Raw genomic sequence first — 19,975 nt, 5'->3', positions numbered from 1 at the left:
CAGGCAGGGAGCTAGTCTTCCCAAGGCATGATCTGCAGCTCCGGCCATTTCTTTTGCCATTTCATTGTCTTGCTCCGGTAAATCTGTTCACTGATCAGCACCTTATTCGGTCTTAAGATCAGATTGAACAAATCCTTCAGGCCGAACGGGGCGTAGATATGCCACTCTCCGTTCCCGTCCAGCCTGGCCCCAAGCGCAGTCACCGTTGTCGGCCAGCTGTCGATGGCAGCCTCCAGACTGGAATAAGGCTGAAGCCTGACTCCGAACTTATCCTCATACCAGAGATGGACGCGGGCCTGATTCTTAATATCCACCGGTATAGCAATCCCCGAAAAGCACTCCCGGCCCTTAGCAATAAGATGATCCTCTGCTGCAAAGCTCAGATCATCCGGATCAAAATAGATAAGATCGATATCCCCGATGCCGTAATCCGGATCCCGGCCGGTAAGCTCATTCCATACGGTCTGCACCAGACAGCCTGCTCCGATATAATAAGGAAACGGCTCCAGTAACCGGGCCTTGTGGAACACTTCCATCAGCAGCACGCTCCGGGAGAAAATCCCGGTCAGGCGCTCGCGGAGCACAGTTTCCTCATCCGGGTTGTCTTGCGGCAGGCTAAGCTCATACTGCAGAACCTTCTGCGGCCCTTTACTCCCGGTCCGGCGCAGCCCGTGGTCACGAAATCCGGCGCCGAGGTAGAGATGACCCGCAGGAAGATTCCGCTCGTTGACGGTAAGCACGATTTCCTGTACTGCCGGAAGATGAGTGCGGACAAAGGCTGGCAGCAAAGCCATGGCAGCCTTGGCGATCCCCCGGCCCTGTCTGGCATAATCCACCAGGAAAGCCCGTACCAGTACTGCCCCCTGGTAATCCTTGTAGAACTCGGCGATATGATTACCCGTATGCAGGATAAAAAATCCCGCGGCTTGACCATCCTCTGCAATGACTACTGCAAGCTTGTCCGGATCACTTAACGCAGCGTCCAATGTCTCTGACGGCAATGCGGTAAATTCCGCCTGCTCCGTGGGAAGCTGAAACGCCATAAGCTGCTCCTTGAAGTTCTCTTCATACAAAACCAGTGAAATCTGCCCGGCCTCTCCCACCGCCGCACCTCTCCTTGCTTCTTGCAATTATATATTTAAAGCGTATATGAGGGATGTCCTAGTGGGAAAATCTCCACTTAAAACTTCCGTTTTCGCATGAGATCGCACATTAGTTGGAAAACCTCCAGCTAATTCCCCCTAAAACGCTGATTTTGAGCCATAAGGGGAAAATTAACGGGAGAAATTCCAACTCAGCTTCATCTTCGTCCCGCCAAGAGAAATTTAAATGGAGGAATTCCCATTATTATGTCTCCATCCCGCAAAACAGTCGTTATCTATGCAGCTCATCGTGCTGAAATGGGCAGGGATTAAAAATTTCACCGGGCAAACGGTCAACCGGATCAGATTCACCTACCTCCGATTCAGCAGTGCTGAGTGCCACTGATTATTAATTTAACGGCAGGGTGTAATACTGCGCGCGCTGGCTCTCATCCTGCTGGTACAGCACGATGAGCAGAGTGCTTCCTCCTGCTTCCGGGAGGGCCTCAGCCACGGCTGCAGATGCTCCACTGCCTGCTGCAGCAACTGCTTCCACAGCGGATCCGGCCTTAAGCTCGGGAGCAACCGCACCAGCACCGGCCTCAATGGCTTCAACCGATTCAACCGCATCCGCACGCAATCCGCTGATCGAATCGAGTACCGTTCCCAGATGGAACGGCAGCACTTCCAGCACTGTGAACTTCTGCAGCTCCCGCTCGTTGAACCCCGCTTCGGCCAATGCTAAGGATACCCGCTCCGGATGAGCAGCTATCTCCTTCATATGACGCGCCCAGTCCGCTTTGTCCAGTGCATGGTCCCACCAGATTTTGCGCGGCTTGTACTTGTGTCCCAGGAAATAATCCAGCTTCATCAGCCCGGTAATGATATCCATAGAAGGTGTACCGCTGTCGGTCAGGAACGCATGCAGCCGTGTAAACAGATCCTCCAGCTGGTGGCCGATTTTTTGCCAGCCCCGCTCCTCCCAATAATCGCCAAACGCCTGGAAGAAATCAAACGGTGACTGGAACACATGGCGGATCAGATATTTCACAGTATGATCAAGCCGGTGGCTATTCCAGTATTTCTCCAGCACATCCTCCAGCCGCTTCAGCCGGATAATATCGGAGAAAGGCATGACATGGCTGCTGAGAATCTCATAAGGCGCATGCTCCATATACGTGTAGTCGTATTTGGCCGCCTGGGCGCGCAGGCCTGTTCCACGCAGCATTTTGAGGAAACCGAGCTGCAGCTCCTCCGGCTCCATAGCGAATACATCGTTGAAGGTTTTGCGGAAGGTGGCGTAATCCTCCTGCGGCAGTCCGGCAATAAGATCGAGATGCTGGTCGATGTTGCCGCTGGCTTTGATTTTCATCACTGTACGGGACAGCTTTGCGAAATTCTGGCGGCGTTTGACCAGCTCATTGGTCTCGTCATTGGTTGACTGTACACCAATCTCGAACCGGAAGATGCCCGGAGGTGCATTCTCGGCGAGAAAATCCAGCACTTCAGGACGCATGATGTCCGCCGTAATCTCGAACTGGAACACACAGCCCTTATGGTTGTCGATCAGAAACTGGAACATCTCCATCGCATAGCTGCGGTTGATGTTGAAGGTGCGGTCCAGGAACTTAATGACCTTCGCCCCGTTATTGATCAGATAGAGCAGATCGGACTTCACCCGTTCAATATCGTAGTAACGCACGCCTACCTCGATGCTAGACAGACAGAACTGGCAATTGAACGGACAGCCCCGGCTGGTCTCAAAATAGACGATCCGCTTGCTGAGATCCGGCAGATCCTCTGCAAACCGGTGCGGTGTAGGCAGGGTGTTAAGGTCGCTCTTGGGACGCGGCGGATTGACAATCAGCTCCTCGCCTTTGCGATAGGCAGCCCCGTAGACAAAATGGAACTTGCGGTCATCCCGCAGCTCCTGCAGCAGATGGTGGAAGGTCTCCTCCCCGTCCCCATTCACGACAAAATCCACACCTGCCTCACGCTTCATCCAATAGAGCGGTTCGTACGAAACCTCCGGCCCCCCTAGTACAATCGCCACCTCGGGCAGCACCTGCTTGAGGATACCGACCAGCTTGATCGTCTCCTCGATGTTCCATATATAACAGGAAAAGCCGATGACATCCGGCTTCTTCTGAAAGAGGTCAGACACGATATTCATCACGGGATCTTTGATAGTGTATTCTGCCATCAGAATATCCGGAAACTCATGCTCACTGTATGCCTTAAGCAGGCGGATTGCGAGTGAGGTATGGATATACTTGGCATTTAATGTAGCCAGGACGATTCTCATGCCTTATTACCTTCTTTACATTTCATTTTGAAAAAACTCCAGAAACGGCTTGCCGTATTTCCGGTATTTCACTTCACCGACACCCTTAACCCTCAGCATTTCCGCTTCGGTCTGCGGACAAACCACGCTCATCTCACGCAGGGTTGCGTCATTAAAAATAATATAGGACGGCACATGCTCGCGCCCCGCCAGCTCGCGGCGGATCAGGCGCAGCTGCTCAAACACCGTCTCGTTGACCGCAGACGGCGAAAGATCGTAGTTCCGGCTGCGGCTCCGTCCTGAGCCGGCACCTCCGGTAAGCAGCGGACGGGCCACCCTCTGCATCACCTCACGCTGGCCGCGAAGCACCTCGGCCGCCAGCGGCTGCAGCCGCACGACCGGATATTGGCCTTCCGACAGCGCCAGATAACCTTCCGAGATCAGCACATTGATGCTCTCGGTAATCTCTTTCTCCGTCCTGCTGGACATCGCACCATGAGTCGGCAGCTTCTCGAAGCCGTACTGCAGGACCTTCTGGTTACGTGAACCCTTCAGCACGGAAGCAACCAGCGCCACGCCGTACCGTTCGCGCATCCGGTGGATGCAGGAGAAAATCTTCTGCGCATCCACGGTCATATCCACCAGTTCACGCTCATCCGTGCAGGAGCTGCAAATGCCGCAGGGCTTGTCCCCGTGGTCCTCACCGAAATACTCCAGCTGCGCACTGCGCAGACAGCGGGTGGTGTAGCAGTAATCAATCATCTGCTGAAGCTTGCGGTATTCATTGGCTTTGCGTTCAGGGTCCTGCGGATTCTGCTCAATCAGGAACTTTTGTGTCATAATGTCCTGTGCGCTGAACAGCAGGATACATTCACTCGGCTCCCCGTCCCGGCCGGCACGTCCGGCCTCCTGGACATATGCCTCCATATTCTTTGGCATATTGTAGTGGATGACATAACGCACGTTGGATTTGTCGATCCCCATCCCGAAGGCATTGGTCGCAACCATGACCCGGATATCATCATAAAGGAACTTCTCCTGGCTGTCCGCCCGCTCTTGGTCGCTCATTCCGGCATGATAGCGTCCGGCGGCGATTCCCGAGGCCTGCAGCCTCTGGTACAGGTCGTCGACCTCCTTGCGGGTTGCAGCATATACAATCCCCGGCTGGTGGGAGTGGCTGGCAGTATAATCGAGTACAAACTCGCGTTTGTTCTCTCCGCGCAGCACCGACATCGCCAGATTGTCCCGGCCAAGGCCCGTCATGAACACTCCCGGCTGGCGCAGACGCAGCAGCCGGACCATATCCTCCATGACCTCAGGCGTTGCCGTTGCCGTAAAGGCGGCGAGAATCGGACGCTGCGGCAGCTCCTCTACAAACGGCGATACCGCAAGATAGCTGGTACGGAAATCATGCCCCCACTGCGAGACGCAGTGCGCTTCATCCACAGCGACGCAGGAAATGGACAAGCCTGCCATCTCCAGGCGGAACCAGTCCAGCTCCAGCCGCTCCGGCGCAACATACAGCAGCTTCAGCTCGCCCCGGCGCGCGGCGCGGATCCGTTCATTCACTTCTTTGCCGCTCAGGGTGCTATTGATATAGGCAGCCGGGATCCCAGCTGTTGTAAGGGCGTCCACCTGATCCTTCATCAGTGAAATCAGTGGTGAAATGACCAGCGTCAGCCCCGGCATCAACAGCGCCGGAACCTGATAGCAGATCGATTTGCCTCCGCCGGTCGGCATGATACCCAGTGTATCGCCGCCTTCCAGCAAATGCTGCACGATTTTTTTCTGGCCATCCCGGAAATCGGGATAACCGTAATATTTTTGCAGTTCAGCCTGCGCCTGTTCCATAGTAGGTGCTTGCATCTTCATCTCTATCATAACTCCTAAAAGTTTTGTTGACATATGCTTCTAAAGGAAACGCTTCGCAACAAAACTAGCTTCGGAAGCATACACATGTTTCTTTCTTTAGTTTACCGGGCAACCGGGTATTGAGCAACCGCGGGAAGGAGAAATGAGCTTATTCTCTTTGCGGGTTCCATATTCTATTTACATAAAAAAAGCCGTTCCAAGCAACACTTTATAGTGATCTTCTAAACTGTCAGTCTAAGGAGGCGGCCGATCTGGAAGCTTGGAAAGAAAAGTATGCTTCATATGTGCAAAAGCAGCAGTCCTGCCCCCCTTCCGCTCCCGGCACTGACAGCCTAAGCCATAGCCTGACAGGCAATCTGAAGTCTTTGCTGAACCTACTGGGTCAAAGCGGCGACCTGGTGGTCCGTGATTTTCTGCTATTCGGAAAATACCAGGCCTCGATGGTCTTCTTCTCCTCGATGGTCAGCCAGGAGCAAATTCAGGAGCATATCCTGAAGCCGCTGATGGCCCGGCCTTCCGGGCATCCCGGCTTTACGGACAACCTTGCGGATATGGTTCATTATATCTGGAATACGGCCGTTCAAGTAACACAGGGAACTACGGAACAGTTAATCTCTTTCCTGCCGCCCGCCATCGTTAAGGGTGAGCTGGTCCTGCTGATTGAGGGAGTGAATGAGGCTCTCCTGCTTGATATGCGGCAGATTGACATGCGCGGTGTAGAACAGCCGCAAACGGAGCAGGTGATCCGCGGACCGCGGGAAGGCTATGTGGAAAAGCTGGAAAACAACCTCGCACTTCTGCGCTACCGGCTGCAAAGTACGGATTTCCGCATCGAGATCAGCCCGCTCGGAACCCGGACCCAGTCACGGGTGGCCCTATGCTACTTAGACAGCGTAGCCGATCCGCAGCTTGTAGCCGAAGCTATGCACAGAATCTCAATTATTGATACAGACAGTATTATTGATGCCGGATATATCGAGCAGTTTATTGAAGATCAGCCCCTCTCCCCCTTCCCTCAGGTACAGAGTACGGAGCGGCCAGACAAAACGGTGGCTGCGCTTCTTGAAGGGCGGGTGGCGATACTTGTTGACGGCTCACCGTTTGCCCTTGTGGTCCCCGCCCTGTTCAACCAGTTTTTCCAGACCGTCGATGACTACACCGAGCGGTTTATTATGGGCAGCCTGATCCGGCTGATCCGGCTGGTCGCATTATCGTTCTCGCTGTTCTTCCCTGCCATATATGTCTCCGTGATTTCCTTCAATCCGGAGCTGATGCCCACCGATTTCGCCGTCGCAATCTCAGGGGGCCGGGCAGGCGTTCCCTTCCCCGCGGTGATTGAGGTGCTGATTATGGAGGTGTCGATGGAGGTGCTGCGGGAAGCGACCATCCGCCTGCCGCAGATGATCGGTGGAGCCTTGTCCATAGTGGGTGTACTCGTCATCGGCCAAGCTGCAGTAGCTGCCGGGCTGGCCAGTCCGATCACTGTCGTCATTGTTGCACTCACAACTATCGGGTCCTTCGCTACTCCGGCCTACAACGCCGCGATAGCGCTGCGGATGCTGAGGTTTCCGCTGATTATTCTGGCCGGGATGTTCGGCATGTACGGGGGCATGATCGGCACGATCCTGATCATCAACCATCTGTTGTTTCTGGAATCCTTCGGTGTGCCTTATATGTCCCCGTTTATTCCCGGTAAATGGCGCGACTGGAAGGACACGCTCGTGAGGGTGCCTTTATGGTGGATGCGCCGCCGTCCCAGCTTTCTGCACATTCAGGACAGCTCCAGACTTCCCGCTTCCACTCCGGGAGCCTATGCAGACCAGATTCTTCAGCAGGGAGGTGAAGCGGATGAACACTCCAAGGCAGATCACAACGCTGCGAGCGGCAGCCGTGATCAGTAGCACAATTATCGGTGTAGGGATTCTGAGCTTTCCCCGGTATATGGCTATTGCCGGAGGCAGCAGTGCTCCCTTTGTTGCCTTCTGCGGCATCGTTATTTCTTTCATCACCTTCTGGCTGCTGGCTTCACTGTGCCGGCGCTTTCCCCGGGAGCCGCTGTTTGTCTTCAGCCGGCGCTTGCTCGGGGGCCCGCTCGCATTCGTATTCACTTTGCTGATTTTTCTGATCTTCACCCTGCTCACCGGTCTTACCTTGCGCCAGTTCGGAGATGTAGCTACCACCGTGCTGTACAAGAAAACGCCAATTGAAGCCACGATCTTCCTTATGCTGCTGATCTGCCAGCTGTCGGCCAGAAGGAGTATCATCAAGTTTTCCTATATCCATTTTTTCTATCTGCCGCTGATTATCGGCCCGACTGTTCTGATCACGCTGATTTCCATGCGAAATATCGACTTGCTGAATCTGCAGCCGGTGCTGACGATGCCCTCGGTTTCGTTTTGGAGAGGCGCCCGGGAAGCCAGCTACCTGTTTCAGAGCTCTTTTGTGATCATCCTGCTGGTTCCGTATATGCAAAAACCGAAACAGGCAGTACGTGCAGGCGCACTCGGGATTGCCGTTGCCGGCCTCCTCTATCTGCTGATCGTCATAGCTTCAGTAGGACTGTTCGGCTCGGAAGAGACCAAGCTGCTAATCTATCCGACCCTTGAATCCGCCCGCTCCGCAGCCGTGGGCGAAGGGTTTCTGGAACGGCTGGATGCACTGTTTATCGTCCTGTGGGTCATTTCGGTCTACACCACTGTGTACACCACCTATTATTTAGCAGCCGTCCTGCTGCAGAATTTGTGTAACTTCCAGGATCAGCGGAGCACCTCTACCGTGCTTCTGCCTCTGGTCTTTATCACTGCCATGCTGCCTTCTAATGTTTTCGAGACCTATACCTGGTCGCTCACCTTGGGGAATGTTTCTCTCGTGGTATTGACCGGATATGTAGCTCTGCTGTGGGCTCTGTTCCTGTTCCGCCGGTTCCGGAAGAAAGGAGCGTCAGGATGAAGCTGATCCGGAGGTTTCTCTTAACAATTGCAGTGTTAATCATGTCATCATTGCTTCTGGCAGGCTGCTGGGATCAGGTTGAAATTGAGGACCGCGCACTGGTGCTTGGACTGTCCATTGATGCTGCTTCTCCGGAACAGGCGGCACAGGAGGAGAAGGTCACTCATCTGAACGAAGATAGTCTGCCGAAAGAATTCATCACTGTAACTGCACAAATCGCCGTCCCGGGCCGTGTACCACTGGGTCCGGGGAGCGGGAGTTCAAGCGGCGGCTCCAAGACAAGCCCGGTCTGGGTGGTTACCGTGGTGGGCCACACGCTGGATGATGCGATGAATAATCTGCAACAGCAGATCGCCGACCCCCGTTATCTCGTGCATCTGCGGGTGATCATCATCAGCGAGGAGATTGCCCGGGGAAGGATGGGAGAGCTGAATGATTATCTGCGGCGCAATCCCGAGATCAGGCGGAGAACCTGGCTGCTGGTCTCTGAGGGCAAAGCTTCAGTATTCATGGACGTAGATCCTCCTTTGCAGAGGGTGCCTACTCTTTATATCCTGTCCATGATGGAAAAAGCTGTGATCACCGGGAAATTCCCCCGAGATTTTCTCGGCACGTTCTGGTCTGCAGATTCGAAATGGGGACAAAGCGCCTATCTGCCTTATGTAGCACTGCGTAACAAAGAGAACATTCTCATTAACGGCTTGGCTTATTTTAGTGGCAATCAAATGGTCAACACCACGAAGCCGCTGGAAATCGGCGCATTCATGGCGGTCCAGGGAATAGACCCAGGCGGCTATTCGACCTTGTTCACCACCAAAAACATGGGCATCGTGATGATCAAAACCAACCGTCGCTTTACAAAAGTATCCAGTACCATTCAAAACGGAAAACCTTGTCTTGTGTATGAGCTTTTTTTGGAAGGGGATTTGGAGGAGCACTTTGATAGCAAACAGCCAGTCAATTCTTCTGCTGCCCTGCATGAGATCGAGCTGGAGTTCAATCAGCAGGCACAGGGTGTTGTCAGTGCTCTGATCCGGCACACCCAGGTTGATCATTCCGATATTTTCGGGATGGGTGAAATCATCCGGGCCCGCCACCCGCAGTACTGGAAGCAGCATATTCACGAGAAAAAGGACTGGGAAGAAATCTATGGCGGGATTCAGGTGGAGGCTAAGCTGCATATGCATTTGCGGCGGGTGGGACTGAAAGACAGGTAAAATAAAGCCCTTCAAAGGGGGAAAATCGATGATCCGATTATTAGCCTGGAGCATTATGGTTCTGCTGTTTGCTGCGCTGGTGCTGCTGGCTGTGGACCGGAATATCTACAGGACAAGTGGCTGGACCCGGGAACAAAGGTTTACGTCCATCCTGGGCTGGAGCTACGCCGTTGCAGCTTTGCTGATCTTGGCCGGTCTGCTGATTTATCTGTAGTACCTCCTTCTGCCGGGAAGCCCATGTGCCACCCGCTCCATAGTATTTCTTCACGGCCCATGGTATATTGAGGAGTACTCTATTATAGGACGGAGAATGTATGCATGAACACGAGAAGAAATCCCAAAGAGGCGTCCAAGCGTGGCGCTAAACCCGGAGCCTCCTCCCCATCACAATCTAAACCAGGTGAAAGAAGCCATTCTAATAAACCCGCCGGCAAGCTTGGCCAAGCCGCTAAAGCGAAAACACCGGTTCCAGTCAAAACCTACGCCGTAGCTGAGCCTGCCGAGCTGCTCCCTTTTCTGCTGAAGACCCTTACGAACCGCGGGCGCAATTCCATTAAATCGCTGCTGGCCCGCGGACAAGTATCGGTGAACGGCAAAGCCGTTACCCAGCATAACTTCCAGCTCCACCCTGGTCAGACGGTAGCCATCGATCTGGAGAAGCAAGTACAGGCCAAAGAGATGGTCGGGCTGACTATCGTCCATGAGGATGATGATCTGATTGTGATCCAGAAGGATGCAGGACTGCTGTCAATCGCCACGGGTGAAGAAAATGAACAGACGGCATACCGCCAGCTGATGGAGCATGTCCGCCTTACAAATCCGCGCAACCGCATTTTTGTAGTGCACCGGCTGGACCGCGACACCTCCGGCGTCATGATGTTTGCCAAAAGCGAGCAGATTCAACAGAAGCTGCAAAATACCTGGAAGGATACAGTGAAGGAACGCTCCTATGTGGCACTCGTGGAAGGTGCAGTAAAAAAAGCTGAAGGCACAATCAGCTCCTGGCTGAAAGAAACCTCCACGCTCAAAATGTATTCCAGCCCCCACGAGGGCGACGGCCAGCATGCCGTGACCCATTATAAGCTGATCCAGGCGAACCGCCATTTCTCACTACTGGAAGTACGGTTGGAAACCGGGCGCAAAAATCAGATCCGCGTACATCTGGCGGACATCGGCCATCCCATTGCCGGAGACAAGAAATACGGTGCAGAAACCAAGGCGGTCGGCCGGCTGGGCCTGCATGCCCGTGTCCTCTCTTTCATTCACCCGACAACCGGAGACCTGCTGACCTTCGAGAGCCCAATTCCAAAAACGTTCCTGAAGTACACCGCACCTGCACCGACGAACTAGCGTTATGGACTTTAACAATCACAAAAACAAGGGGTGTTCCTGCAGCTGCGCTGCTTGGGCACCCCTTGCCTGTATGGGCTAAAATAATATATTCTGTCTCGCCTTATAGAATAAATCAAATTAGGGAACATTTTCACTCCTTTTTGCGTCATGGTACAATAAAGAGAAATGCCGAGAAGGTGCGCACTTGTTCCATCCTACTGTTTTTGACAATATTAAAGTTTCCCTTGAGAACCAGCTGTACGATTATGACAATCTGGATGGAATCCTCATCATCACGGACCGAACCGACTTGCTCAATCTGGCGCTGATGTCCAGGGAATTCACATTGTCGTTCAAACTGAGCGGCGGCTTCAAAGTCACTTCTGAGGTTGTGCTCCTCTCGTCGGTGAAGGATTTGAGCGATGAAATCCTGGAAACCCCGGGCAGCGATCCCGGCTGCAGTCTCCTGCTCCGCTTTTATATGGAAATTGAAGATGTATCGCTTCAGTGTCCGGCGATTGAACGCATTCTCTCCGGCATCTGGGGGCCTGATCTGAAGCCTGAGCAATCACTCAGCTTCTGTTATGGTGAAGAAGGCGATACTTACCACAACTGTATTCAACTGACGTTCAACCGTCAAATTACCGAAGCGCAAATGGAAGATATTCCCGACCTGCTGAAATATCTGCTGCAAAGCGCAGAAGAGCTGGAAGGGGTATAAACTAAGAATGGGGTGAACCTTTAGCCATGAACCTCCTGCCGCCTGTCAAAAGCAATTCATGGTTCCGCTGGATGGCCGTTTACGGAGTCCTGCTCTGGCTGCTGCTGATTCTGCACCGTTTTCTGCTGCTGGAAGAACCGTTTAATGCGCTGATTGCCCTTCGTTTTGCCCTGCTGGCCCTGGTCGTTTCCGGAGTGATCCATCTTTTGGGCTGGCTGGGTGCCCGGCTGCTCTGGATCTGCTCAACGGCTGGAATTTTTATCGGGTTTGTTGTAATGGCCAGCTATACGTACAGGGATATGTCCGGCTGGGAGGATCTGGCGGGATTTCTGTCCTTCGGAATGTTTATGCTGGGAGGATTCGTCCTAGGTCTGGCTGCGGAAGGTGTATATCTGCTGATCAAACGCCGGCGTCAGGTGTAAACCCGCCTTTTTTACTGCATTAGCGTCTGTTACAGGACTACAAGATGAGGTGATCAAAAGCCGTGTCCACTTCCTTTCTGACCAAAAATGCGCTTGCCCATTCGTTAAAACAGCTGATGGAGCACACCCCGCTGAACAAAATTACCGTCAGGCATCTGGTCGACGATTGCGGGCTGAACCGTCAGACCTTTTATTATCATTTTCAGGATATCTTCGAGCTCTTGGGCTGGATTTACCGGACAGAAGCGGTGGAGAGCATTGCCAAGTACCGCAGCTACAGCACATGGACAGACGGATTTTACCGGATCTTCTGTTATATCGAGAGCAACAAAGCCTTCTGCTACAACACACTGGATTCGCTTGGCAGAACCCATCTGGACGCCTATCTGTATGATGTGACGAACGACCTCGTGATGGGTGTGATTCAAGAGCTGTCAGCCGGAATGGAGGTCAGTAGTGAGGAAAAGCGGTTTATTGCCAACTTCTATACCCTGGCCTTTACCGGGCTTGTCATTCAGTGGATGCGCGGAGGCATGAAGGATCAGCCGAAACATATCATTGAACAGCTCAGCGTGCTGATTGAGGGCAACTTCACCAGAGCGCTCCATAAATACGAGAAGAAGCTGACGTAACCTTGGGTTGCGCGGCTTTTTTTGTCTAAAAACTAGACACTTTCTGCCAAATGACCAAAATCCTTACACTCCGGCGGTTTTGATTATACCTTATGTGCTACCCGTGTATTACATTAGGGACAGCAACAGAGTAACAGTAATCAGCAACCCTATGGAGGCGACTTTTGTGAAAAAAGAGTACGGTAACCAGCAGGTTTATTTTGTCGGCGGTGGAATTGCATCCCTTGCAGGTGCGGTTTATCTCGTCAGAGACTGTGATTTTCCCGGACAGAACATTCACATTATTGAAGAGATGAAAATCCTCGGCGGCAGCAATGACGGGGCAGGCGACGTGGAGCACGGATATGTTATCCGCGGCGGACGGATGCTTAATGATGAAGCTTACGAGAATCTATGGGAGCTTTTAAATACAATTCCGTCCATTGACCATCCGGGACAATCGGTGCGTGAAGAAATCATTGCCTTTGACACCGCTAACCCGACTCATTCCAATGCGCGTCTGGTCGACAGCAAAGGCGAAGTGCAGGATGTAATGTCTATGGGCTTCGATATGGCGGACCGGCTGGCGATGGGCAAGCTGATCATTACGCCGGAAGAAGCCATGGGCAAGGCGCGGATCAACGACTGGTTCGGCCCGCACTTTTTCAAGACAAACTTCTGGTACATGTGGGCCACCACCTTCGCCTTCCAGCCGTGGCACAGTGCGGTCGAGTTCAAACGGTACATGCTCCGCTTCATGCATGAATTCCCGAGAATTCAAACCCTGGAAGGGGTAACCCGCACGCCGTACAACCAATATGACTCCATTATCCTGCCGCTGCACAAGTACCTGGAGCCATTCGGTGTAGACTTCACCTTGAAATGTACCGTAACCGATCTGCAGTTCAAGGACGGCGACGGTATTACGGTTACTGGGATGAACGTGTCCCGCCAGGGTGTACCGGATATTATTGAGGTGCAGGAAGGCGACCTCGTCATTGTCACCAACGGATCGATGACCGAAGGCTCCAGCCTGGGATCGATGACCTCCGCTCCCCGCCTCAACGGCAAAGGCAGCTCATGGAAGCTGTGGGAGAACATCGCCGCCAAGAAACCGGGACTCGGTAATCCCTCTGCCTTCGATGATCATGTCGATGAATCCAAATGGGAGTCCTTCACGGTAACCTTCCAGGATTCCGACTTCTTCGACCTGATGGAGAAATTCACCCGTAATCGTGCCGGCACCGGCGCACTGGTCACCTTCAAGGATTCCAGCTGGTTCATGTCGGTGGTGCTGGCCTTCCAGCCGCATTTCCGGGGACAGCCGGAACATGTCAAAGTGTTCTGGGGCTACGGGCTGTATCCGGACAATGTCGGCGATTTCGTCAAGAAAAGAATGTGCGACTGTACCGGGGAAGAAATTATGCAGGAGCTGATCGGCCATCTGCATTTTGAAGCACACAAGGACGAAATTATGGACACTGCCAACTGTATTCCTTGCATGATGCCATATATCACTTCCCAGTTCATGCCGCGGCTGAACAGCGACCGGCCGAAAGTTGTACCTGAAGGCTCCACTAACCTGGCGTTCATCAGCCAGTTCTGCGAGATCCCGGACGATGTCGTATTCACCGAGGAGTACTCCGTAAGAGCAGCGCGCATCGCCGTCTATACTCTGATGGGTGTTAACCGCCCGGTTGAACCGATCAACCAGTATCAATATGATGTGCGGACACTTCTTTCAGGTCTGGTGACTTCTTTTAGATAGAAGGATACAGCATCGCCAAAAAGCCCGCTCTCCAGCGATTGGAGAACGGGCTTTCTTCAAGTTTGAGCTAGGCATCTATCCGCAGGATCAGATGCTGCAGGAGCCGTCATCGCAGCCCTCAGCATCGGGAGCCTGGGACTTGGGCTGTCCTACAACCTGCAACTGCGGCGCCTTCTGCTCCTCGGCCCACACGGTGTCGAGTACCTCAGTGAATACCGGGCCAGGCTGGGCGCCGGATACAGCATATTTATTATTGAAGACGAAGAACGGCACGCCGGTGACGTTTAACTGCTGAGCCGCTGCGATATCCTGGTTCACTTCATCTGCATAAGCACCGTTTTCCAGCACCGCCGAAGCTTCCGCTGCATCGAGTCCCGCCTCTGATGCAAGAAGGGCCAGAACTTTGCGGTCCCCAATATTCACAGAATCGGTAAAGTACGCTTTAAGCAGACGTTCGGTCATTTCTTTGGCTTTGCCTTTGGTAGCTGCATAATGATTCAAACGGTGAGCGTCAAAGGTATTGGTTGGCACCACTGTATCAAAGTTGAACTGCAGACCGACGCCACTGGCCTGTTCCGCCAGCTGGGCATTCATTGCCTGAGCTTTGTCGCGGGTCATTCCATACTTGGAAGCCAGCATGTCATGGATATCTCTGGTTTCATCCGTCCGTGCAGACGGATCCAGCTGGAAGCTGCGGAACACAACCTCCACCTTGTCACGATCTGCGAATTGGCTCAGCGCGTGCTCCAGCCGTCTTTTGCCGATGTAGCAGAAGGGGCAGGCATAGTCAGACCATACATCTATTCTCATTGTGATTTCCTCCTAATAGTCAGGTATCTTGAGTAAAGACTTACTTGTGAGTGACATCAGATTCATTAACAAAAAATATGTCACTTACAATTATATAGTTATAAACTGAAAATTACAAACAATATCTGCGGGAGTCCACACAATTCCCAACAACAAAAAGGGCAGCCTGCTGCGTCAGTTGTCTGAACGAACAGTATGCCCTAATATGCGGCGCGTTTTGCACGGGGAATAGATAGGATTAGAGCTGAACAGGCGGGCCCAGATCCGGAGGTGTAACGGCGGCCAGCTTTTCCGCTTCTGCCGGGTCCAGCCCCAGGCTCTCGTGCAGCAGTTTATGCAATCTTGCCCCGACGATCTCCTCTGAATAGTCAGACCGGACAATCTCCTGGGCAGCTTCACCCATCTCCGCGCATAACTGTGGATTGCCGAGCAGGGTTTCAATAGAGGAGGCCAGCCCGGCCGGATCAAGTCCATCGGTGAGCAGACCGCTTAGTCCTTGCTTCACTAATCCTCTTACCCCCATTACGTTAAATCCGACCGTTGGCAGTCCGCAGGCACCAGCCTCCAGAATGACCAGCGGCAGCCCCTCATATCGCGAGGGCAGAACAAACATCTCGGAGGCCGTATAGTAGTTGGCCAGTACATTTTTATCCCTTACTGTACCGAGAAGGATGAATGTATCCTGCAGACCTTTTTCGCGGATCAGCGCCTTCAGGCTCTGCTCATCCGGCCCGCCGCCGGCGATCAGGATCTTAAGATCTGGGATATGCCTCAGCTGCTCTGCTGCCTGAACGAGTAACGAATGGCCTTTCTGGTGCTCAAACAGCCGGCCCACAGTGATGATATAGCGGTTCTCCGGATTCAAACCCAGTGCTGCAAGGGCCCGCTGCTTATCCCGCCGGTAAAAAATCTCTGCGTTCACAAAATTGGGCAGCAGCCGGATCCGGTCCGCCATCGCCGGAAAATGATCCACCATGCTCTTCTGCTCATCTTCATTAAGTGTGGTCAGGAACGCAGCCTTGTGCAGCGTATGCTTCTTGATCGGCATGATCCACTTATGAATACTTCCCCCGTGGTAGGCTGCGACAATTGGAATCCCCAGCTGCTTGGCGGTTACCGCCAGCCGTTCAAACCTTCCGGAGGCATACTCCTGGGCATAAATGAGGCTGATCCCGTCTCCGCGCAGAATGTCAGCCAGATCTTTTTGAATGGTCGATACATATTGTGAAATGAATTTACCGATCGGCGTACGGTGCGACAGCGGAATCAGACAATAGGACCTGTAGAGCAGGCCTACCGGAATGAACTTGATCGTACAATCCACAATGCCGTGACGGTATGTGCGGACTTTATCCCCGGTCCGTGTGAAATTATAGATGGTGGTTTGGATGCCTTTTCTATTCAAGAGACGGGCATAGTCGAAAGAAAAATCGTTATGATACGACTGTACATATTCCTCTTCCGTAAGACCCAGGCCTTTTACGAAGAAATCTTCAAAGTAATTGGTATGCATAAAGATCCCGACATGCATAACGTCTCCTCCTTAAAGTTTTGTTAGGATATACTGCTATGAATTACTGCGGCAAAACTAGCTTCGAAAGCATGCACTTAAGTTTTGTTAGGATATACTGCTATGAATTACTGCGGCAAAACTGGCCTAGGCCCAGGTTTTGTCCAACTAGTTCATATTTCATAAAAATAACTGCAACTTATTTCCTACTAATTATAATGGTAAACGCTATAAAAAAAAGTAAACGAAAGTGGTATATACGGCCTTCCTAAGGGGGGGTACACTGGTATTAACATGAATTTTCGGTGGATTTCTTATTATCTAATGAGGCGGACGATTCAGGCGTCCCGGAAGGAGCAGCAGCATGCATGATGTATCCATAGTCATTCCCACGCGTAACCGAATTAAAGATCTGACTCTATGCATTGAATCCATCGGCAGGCAGACTGAGCTGGAGGAAGTCTCGATCGAGCTGCTGATTGTTGATGACGGTGAGATTGAGGATGGAGTGCTGGAATATTTCCGCAAGGTGCTGGCGCAGATGCCTAGTGCTGAGCTTCATTATTACCGCAAAACCAAACCCGGCGTCTGGCTCTCCCGATATGAGGCACTCGGACTGATTGACGGGGAGATTGTGCTGAGCTTCGATGATGACGCTGAGCTGGATGATCCGCTCTACATCCGCCGGATGCTCGACACCTACGCTTCTGATCCTTCCATTGTGGGTGTAGGCGGCATTGCCAAAGGGCTCTCCAGCAGTCCGTCCGGCAAGCTTCTGGGTATGCTGACCTGCCAAATGTCACACTCACCCGGCAGACTGTCGGCAAGCACCCTCGCCGGGTCTCTGCTGCTCTGGGGAGAGACCGAGAATATTTTTGAGACGGACTTTTTCCACGGCTGCAACATGTCATTTCGCCGGGAGTCGCTGAAGGACATGAAGCCTTACCCGTGGATGACCAGCTATGCGGTAGCCGACGATATTTATATGTGCCATCTGGCCAGTAAATACGGCAAGCTGGTCATTAATCCCGATATGAAGATTACCCATCATGAATCGCCAAGCTCCCGCGACAAGGCTGGCCGGGTCGCCCGGGCAACGGCGGTGAATCATTATTATCTGCTGAATCTGCGCAAAGCGCCGGTGAAGAATTATGCCGCCCTGTTATGGACGCTAACCTATCTGACAGCCAAGTCTACACTGAAGCGGAACTTCAACGCCGTAACCGGCTACGCCAGTGGCATCCTGTTTGTATTAAATCCGCGCAAAAACAAATATAGCGAGTATATGCTGGACTAGAATGATCTCCGCAAGTTCTTACCGCAGCTTGATCACCCCCAAGCAATGCCCAACCTCAAAAAAACTCCCGCTGCCAACTTTTCGGCAAACGGGAGTTTTTTCTATAATTTAAGCTGTCATCTTTATTTGAGGATACCGTTCGATATAAACAGGATCATATGCTCCTTAATCCGGTTTTCATCTAGCGGTTCATGCGCTTTGTTCCATTCCGTGGTCAGCGCCAGGTACAAACGCAGGATCATGAACGCGGCGACACTGGAATCGCAGGGCTTCACTTCCCCGTTCTCTATAGCCGTCTCAATCTGTTGTCTCAGGAAATCCAGCGCATAATCCTCCATCCGCTTGACCCCTTCCAGTGCCTGAACGGTTCCGATGTCGCGTACCTCCTGCGCCAGCTTGACGAACAGCTCATGATCGGAGCGGAACTCCAGGATCGAATCAAGCAGATTAAACAGCTTATGAATAAAGGTGTCATCTTCGGTGGCAATGCGGTTCATTACAGAAGTTAATTCCTGTGAAGCTTTAATCAGAATCTCCTCAAACAGGTCTTCCTTAGTTTTGAAGAATGTATAGATGGTGCCTTTGCCGACATTCGCGATTTTGGATACCTGCTCCATTGTCGTTGCTTTATAGCCGAATTGCACAAAGGATTTTGAAGCCGCCTGCAGGATTAACGACTTGCGGTCGATAGACATAGATAAAACTCCTTTCCTCCTAAAGCACCAACAATTGACTAAAATTAAATTCCGGTCAGCCGGTCATAAAACAATTTATCACGACCGCATGAAGAAGACAACTCTTTATTTCCAGCGGAACGGTTGCAGATTGACTATACCTGTTGTTGTTATGCGCAAAATGTCATGAAATTAGTATCCATTGCCATTCTTTCTGGGGTATGATAAAAAGGATGTGATCAAGAAACTACTTTATGGATGGTGGAATATGTTTAAAAACAAGAAATCGGCGCTTATCCTGGCCGCATTGGTTATTGTCATCGTTGCAGCTGTCGGCATCTGGCTGGCGCTTGGCAAAGGAGACGACAACAGCAGTAATACGGCTGCGAATGAGAACTCCGGAGGCGCAACCGTTTCAGAAGAAGGCGGAACCAAGGCCCTGTCGCAGACTTTTTATATCTATGATACCGTCGTTAACATCAAGGTGTTCGGCAATAACGCAACTCAAAAAAATATGGATGATATTCAGCAGATGCTGGAACGTATGGATACTGAATTCAGCCGCACTAAGGAAGACGGTGAGCTGTATGCCGTTAATCAGGCAGCCGGCAAGGAAGCCGTCGCTGTATCTGACGAAACCCTGGATGTAGTCAAACAATCCCTTAAATATGCGGAGGAAATGGACGGGCTGTTTGATCCGACGATCGGGCCGCTGGTTGATCTGTGGGCTATCGGCGAAGGCGGAGAACATGTGCCTGACCAGGCAGATATTGATGCAGCCAAGAGCCTGACCAATTATAAGGATGTTATTATTGATGAGGCCGCCAAAACGATCAAGCTCGCCAAAGAAGGCATGGTGCTGGATATGGGCGGGATCGGCAAAGGTTATGCCGCTGACCGGATTGCCGAATATTTGAAGGAGCAGGGCCTGGACAGCGCGATGATTAATCTCGGCGGCAGCAGCATTATTGCACTCGGGAACAAGCCGAACGGCTCTCCTTGGAATATCGGCCTGCAGGACCCTGACCAGAGCCGCGGCACACAGCTGGGCACGATCAAAATCTCCGATGAAGTCATCGATGCTTCCGGGGTATATGAGCGCTTCTTCATGCAGGACGGTGTCCGTTATCACCATATTCTTGACCCGCGTACAGGTTTCCCTTCCCAAAACGGCCTAAAAAGCATTACCATCATGAGCCCGAACGCAACGGATGCGGATGCTTTGTCTACCGGCGTATTCCTGATGGGCCTGGAGGAAGGCATGAAATATCTTGAATCCCTGCCGGAGAAGGTTGATGCCTTCTTCATCACCGATGACAACAAAATCTATGCCACTTCGGGACTCAAGGACAGACTTATCCTGACGGATCCTACGTATAGCTTCGCAAATTAGATAGAATTGCCCATGAGGACAACAAAAAGCGGC

The 19,975-nt window shown here is 52.2% G+C and carries 17 protein-coding genes; 11 read left to right on the top strand and 6 right to left on the bottom strand.

Features of this window, described 5'->3' with window-relative positions; all coding sequences use genetic code 11:
* Positions 1-11 precede the first annotated feature (11 nt).
* From L6H70_RS22275 to recQ, 3 genes are all read right to left on the bottom strand, one after another.
* Positions 12-1,103: a nucleotidyltransferase family protein gene (locus tag L6H70_RS22275; RefSeq protein ID WP_236336348.1), complete on the bottom strand. Its 1,092-nt coding sequence runs from the start codon at positions 1,101-1,103 to the stop codon at positions 12-14.
* 388 nt (positions 1,104-1,491) lie between these two features.
* On the bottom strand, positions 1,492-3,387 hold the full coding sequence (locus L6H70_RS22270; RefSeq protein ID WP_236336347.1) for a B12-binding domain-containing radical SAM protein: 1,896 nt from the start codon (positions 3,385-3,387) through the stop codon (positions 1,492-1,494).
* 15 nt (positions 3,388-3,402) lie between these two features.
* On the bottom strand, positions 3,403-5,238 hold the full coding sequence (gene recQ, locus L6H70_RS22265) for a DNA helicase RecQ (protein ID WP_236336345.1): 1,836 nt from the start codon (positions 5,236-5,238) through the stop codon (positions 3,403-3,405).
* Between the two features lie 284 nt (positions 5,239-5,522).
* Between recQ and L6H70_RS22260 the strand changes: the two genes are divergently transcribed.
* The 9 genes from L6H70_RS22260 (at position 5,523) to L6H70_RS22220 (ending at position 14,258) form a co-directional block, all read left to right on the top strand.
* A complete protein-coding gene (locus L6H70_RS22260; RefSeq protein ID WP_423802871.1) occupies positions 5,523-7,139 on the top strand; it encodes a spore germination protein in 1,617 nt (538 codons plus the stop codon).
* Positions 7,087-8,187 (top strand): GerAB/ArcD/ProY family transporter, encoded by a 1,101-nt coding sequence (locus tag L6H70_RS22255; RefSeq protein WP_236336344.1) that lies wholly within the window; start codon positions 7,087-7,089, stop codon positions 8,185-8,187. The genes L6H70_RS22260 and L6H70_RS22255 overlap by 53 nt, the downstream gene beginning before the upstream one ends.
* Positions 8,184-9,404: a Ger(x)C family spore germination protein gene (locus L6H70_RS22250; protein ID WP_279306785.1), complete on the top strand. Its 1,221-nt coding sequence runs from the start codon at positions 8,184-8,186 to the stop codon at positions 9,402-9,404. The genes L6H70_RS22255 and L6H70_RS22250 overlap by 4 nt, the downstream gene beginning before the upstream one ends.
* A gap of 28 nt (positions 9,405-9,432) precedes the next feature.
* Positions 9,433-9,618, top strand: coding sequence for a CLC_0170 family protein (locus L6H70_RS22245; protein WP_236336342.1), 186 nt, complete (start codon positions 9,433-9,435; stop codon positions 9,616-9,618).
* 104 nt (positions 9,619-9,722) lie between these two features.
* Positions 9,723-10,754 (top strand): RluA family pseudouridine synthase, encoded by a 1,032-nt coding sequence (locus L6H70_RS22240; protein WP_236336341.1) that lies wholly within the window; start codon positions 9,723-9,725, stop codon positions 10,752-10,754.
* A 187-nt stretch (positions 10,755-10,941) separates the two neighbouring features.
* Entirely contained in the window at positions 10,942-11,457 is a 516-nt protein-coding gene (locus L6H70_RS22235; protein ID WP_236336340.1) for a hypothetical protein, read from the top strand.
* A gap of 26 nt (positions 11,458-11,483) precedes the next feature.
* The gene (locus tag L6H70_RS22230) at positions 11,484-11,879 is read left to right on the top strand and encodes a hypothetical protein (protein ID WP_236336339.1); all 396 of its coding nucleotides are present in this window, start codon (positions 11,484-11,486) and stop codon (positions 11,877-11,879) included.
* A 62-nt stretch (positions 11,880-11,941) separates the two neighbouring features.
* Positions 11,942-12,511, top strand: a complete 570-nt coding sequence (locus L6H70_RS22225; RefSeq protein WP_236336338.1) for a TetR-like C-terminal domain-containing protein — start codon at positions 11,942-11,944, stop codon at positions 12,509-12,511.
* A gap of 166 nt (positions 12,512-12,677) precedes the next feature.
* Positions 12,678-14,258 (top strand): oleate hydratase, encoded by a 1,581-nt coding sequence (locus tag L6H70_RS22220; RefSeq protein ID WP_236336337.1) that lies wholly within the window; start codon positions 12,678-12,680, stop codon positions 14,256-14,258.
* Between the two features lie 87 nt (positions 14,259-14,345).
* Here the strand turns inward: L6H70_RS22220 and L6H70_RS22215 are convergent, their stop codons facing one another.
* Both L6H70_RS22215 and L6H70_RS22210 read right to left on the bottom strand, forming a co-directional pair.
* Complete coding sequence (locus L6H70_RS22215) at positions 14,346-15,068, bottom strand: DsbA family oxidoreductase (protein ID WP_236336335.1); 723 nt, start codon at positions 15,066-15,068, stop codon at positions 14,346-14,348.
* Positions 15,069-15,306: 238 nt separating this feature from the next.
* Positions 15,307-16,599, bottom strand: coding sequence for a glycosyltransferase family 4 protein (locus tag L6H70_RS22210; protein WP_236336333.1), 1,293 nt, complete (start codon positions 16,597-16,599; stop codon positions 15,307-15,309).
* 343 nt (positions 16,600-16,942) lie between these two features.
* On the opposite strand from L6H70_RS22210, the gene L6H70_RS22205 reads away from it, so the two are divergent.
* Positions 16,943-17,875, top strand: a complete 933-nt coding sequence (locus L6H70_RS22205) for a glycosyltransferase family 2 protein (protein ID WP_236336331.1) — start codon at positions 16,943-16,945, stop codon at positions 17,873-17,875.
* A 122-nt stretch (positions 17,876-17,997) separates the two neighbouring features.
* Here the strand turns inward: L6H70_RS22205 and L6H70_RS22200 are convergent, their stop codons facing one another.
* Positions 17,998-18,570: a TetR/AcrR family transcriptional regulator gene (locus L6H70_RS22200; RefSeq protein ID WP_236336329.1), complete on the bottom strand. Its 573-nt coding sequence runs from the start codon at positions 18,568-18,570 to the stop codon at positions 17,998-18,000.
* A gap of 247 nt (positions 18,571-18,817) precedes the next feature.
* On the opposite strand from L6H70_RS22200, the gene L6H70_RS22195 reads away from it, so the two are divergent.
* Entirely contained in the window at positions 18,818-19,942 is a 1,125-nt protein-coding gene (locus L6H70_RS22195) for an FAD:protein FMN transferase (protein ID WP_236336328.1), read from the top strand.
* Positions 19,943-19,975 lie beyond the last annotated feature (33 nt).

This window comes from Paenibacillus auburnensis, assembly GCF_927798115.1.
Classification (GTDB): Bacteria; Bacillota; Bacilli; order Paenibacillales; family Paenibacillaceae; genus Paenibacillus_AQ; species Paenibacillus_AQ auburnensis.
The sequence above is the reverse complement of the archived record's forward strand: the minus strand, read 5'-3'. Positions and strand labels throughout refer to the sequence as shown.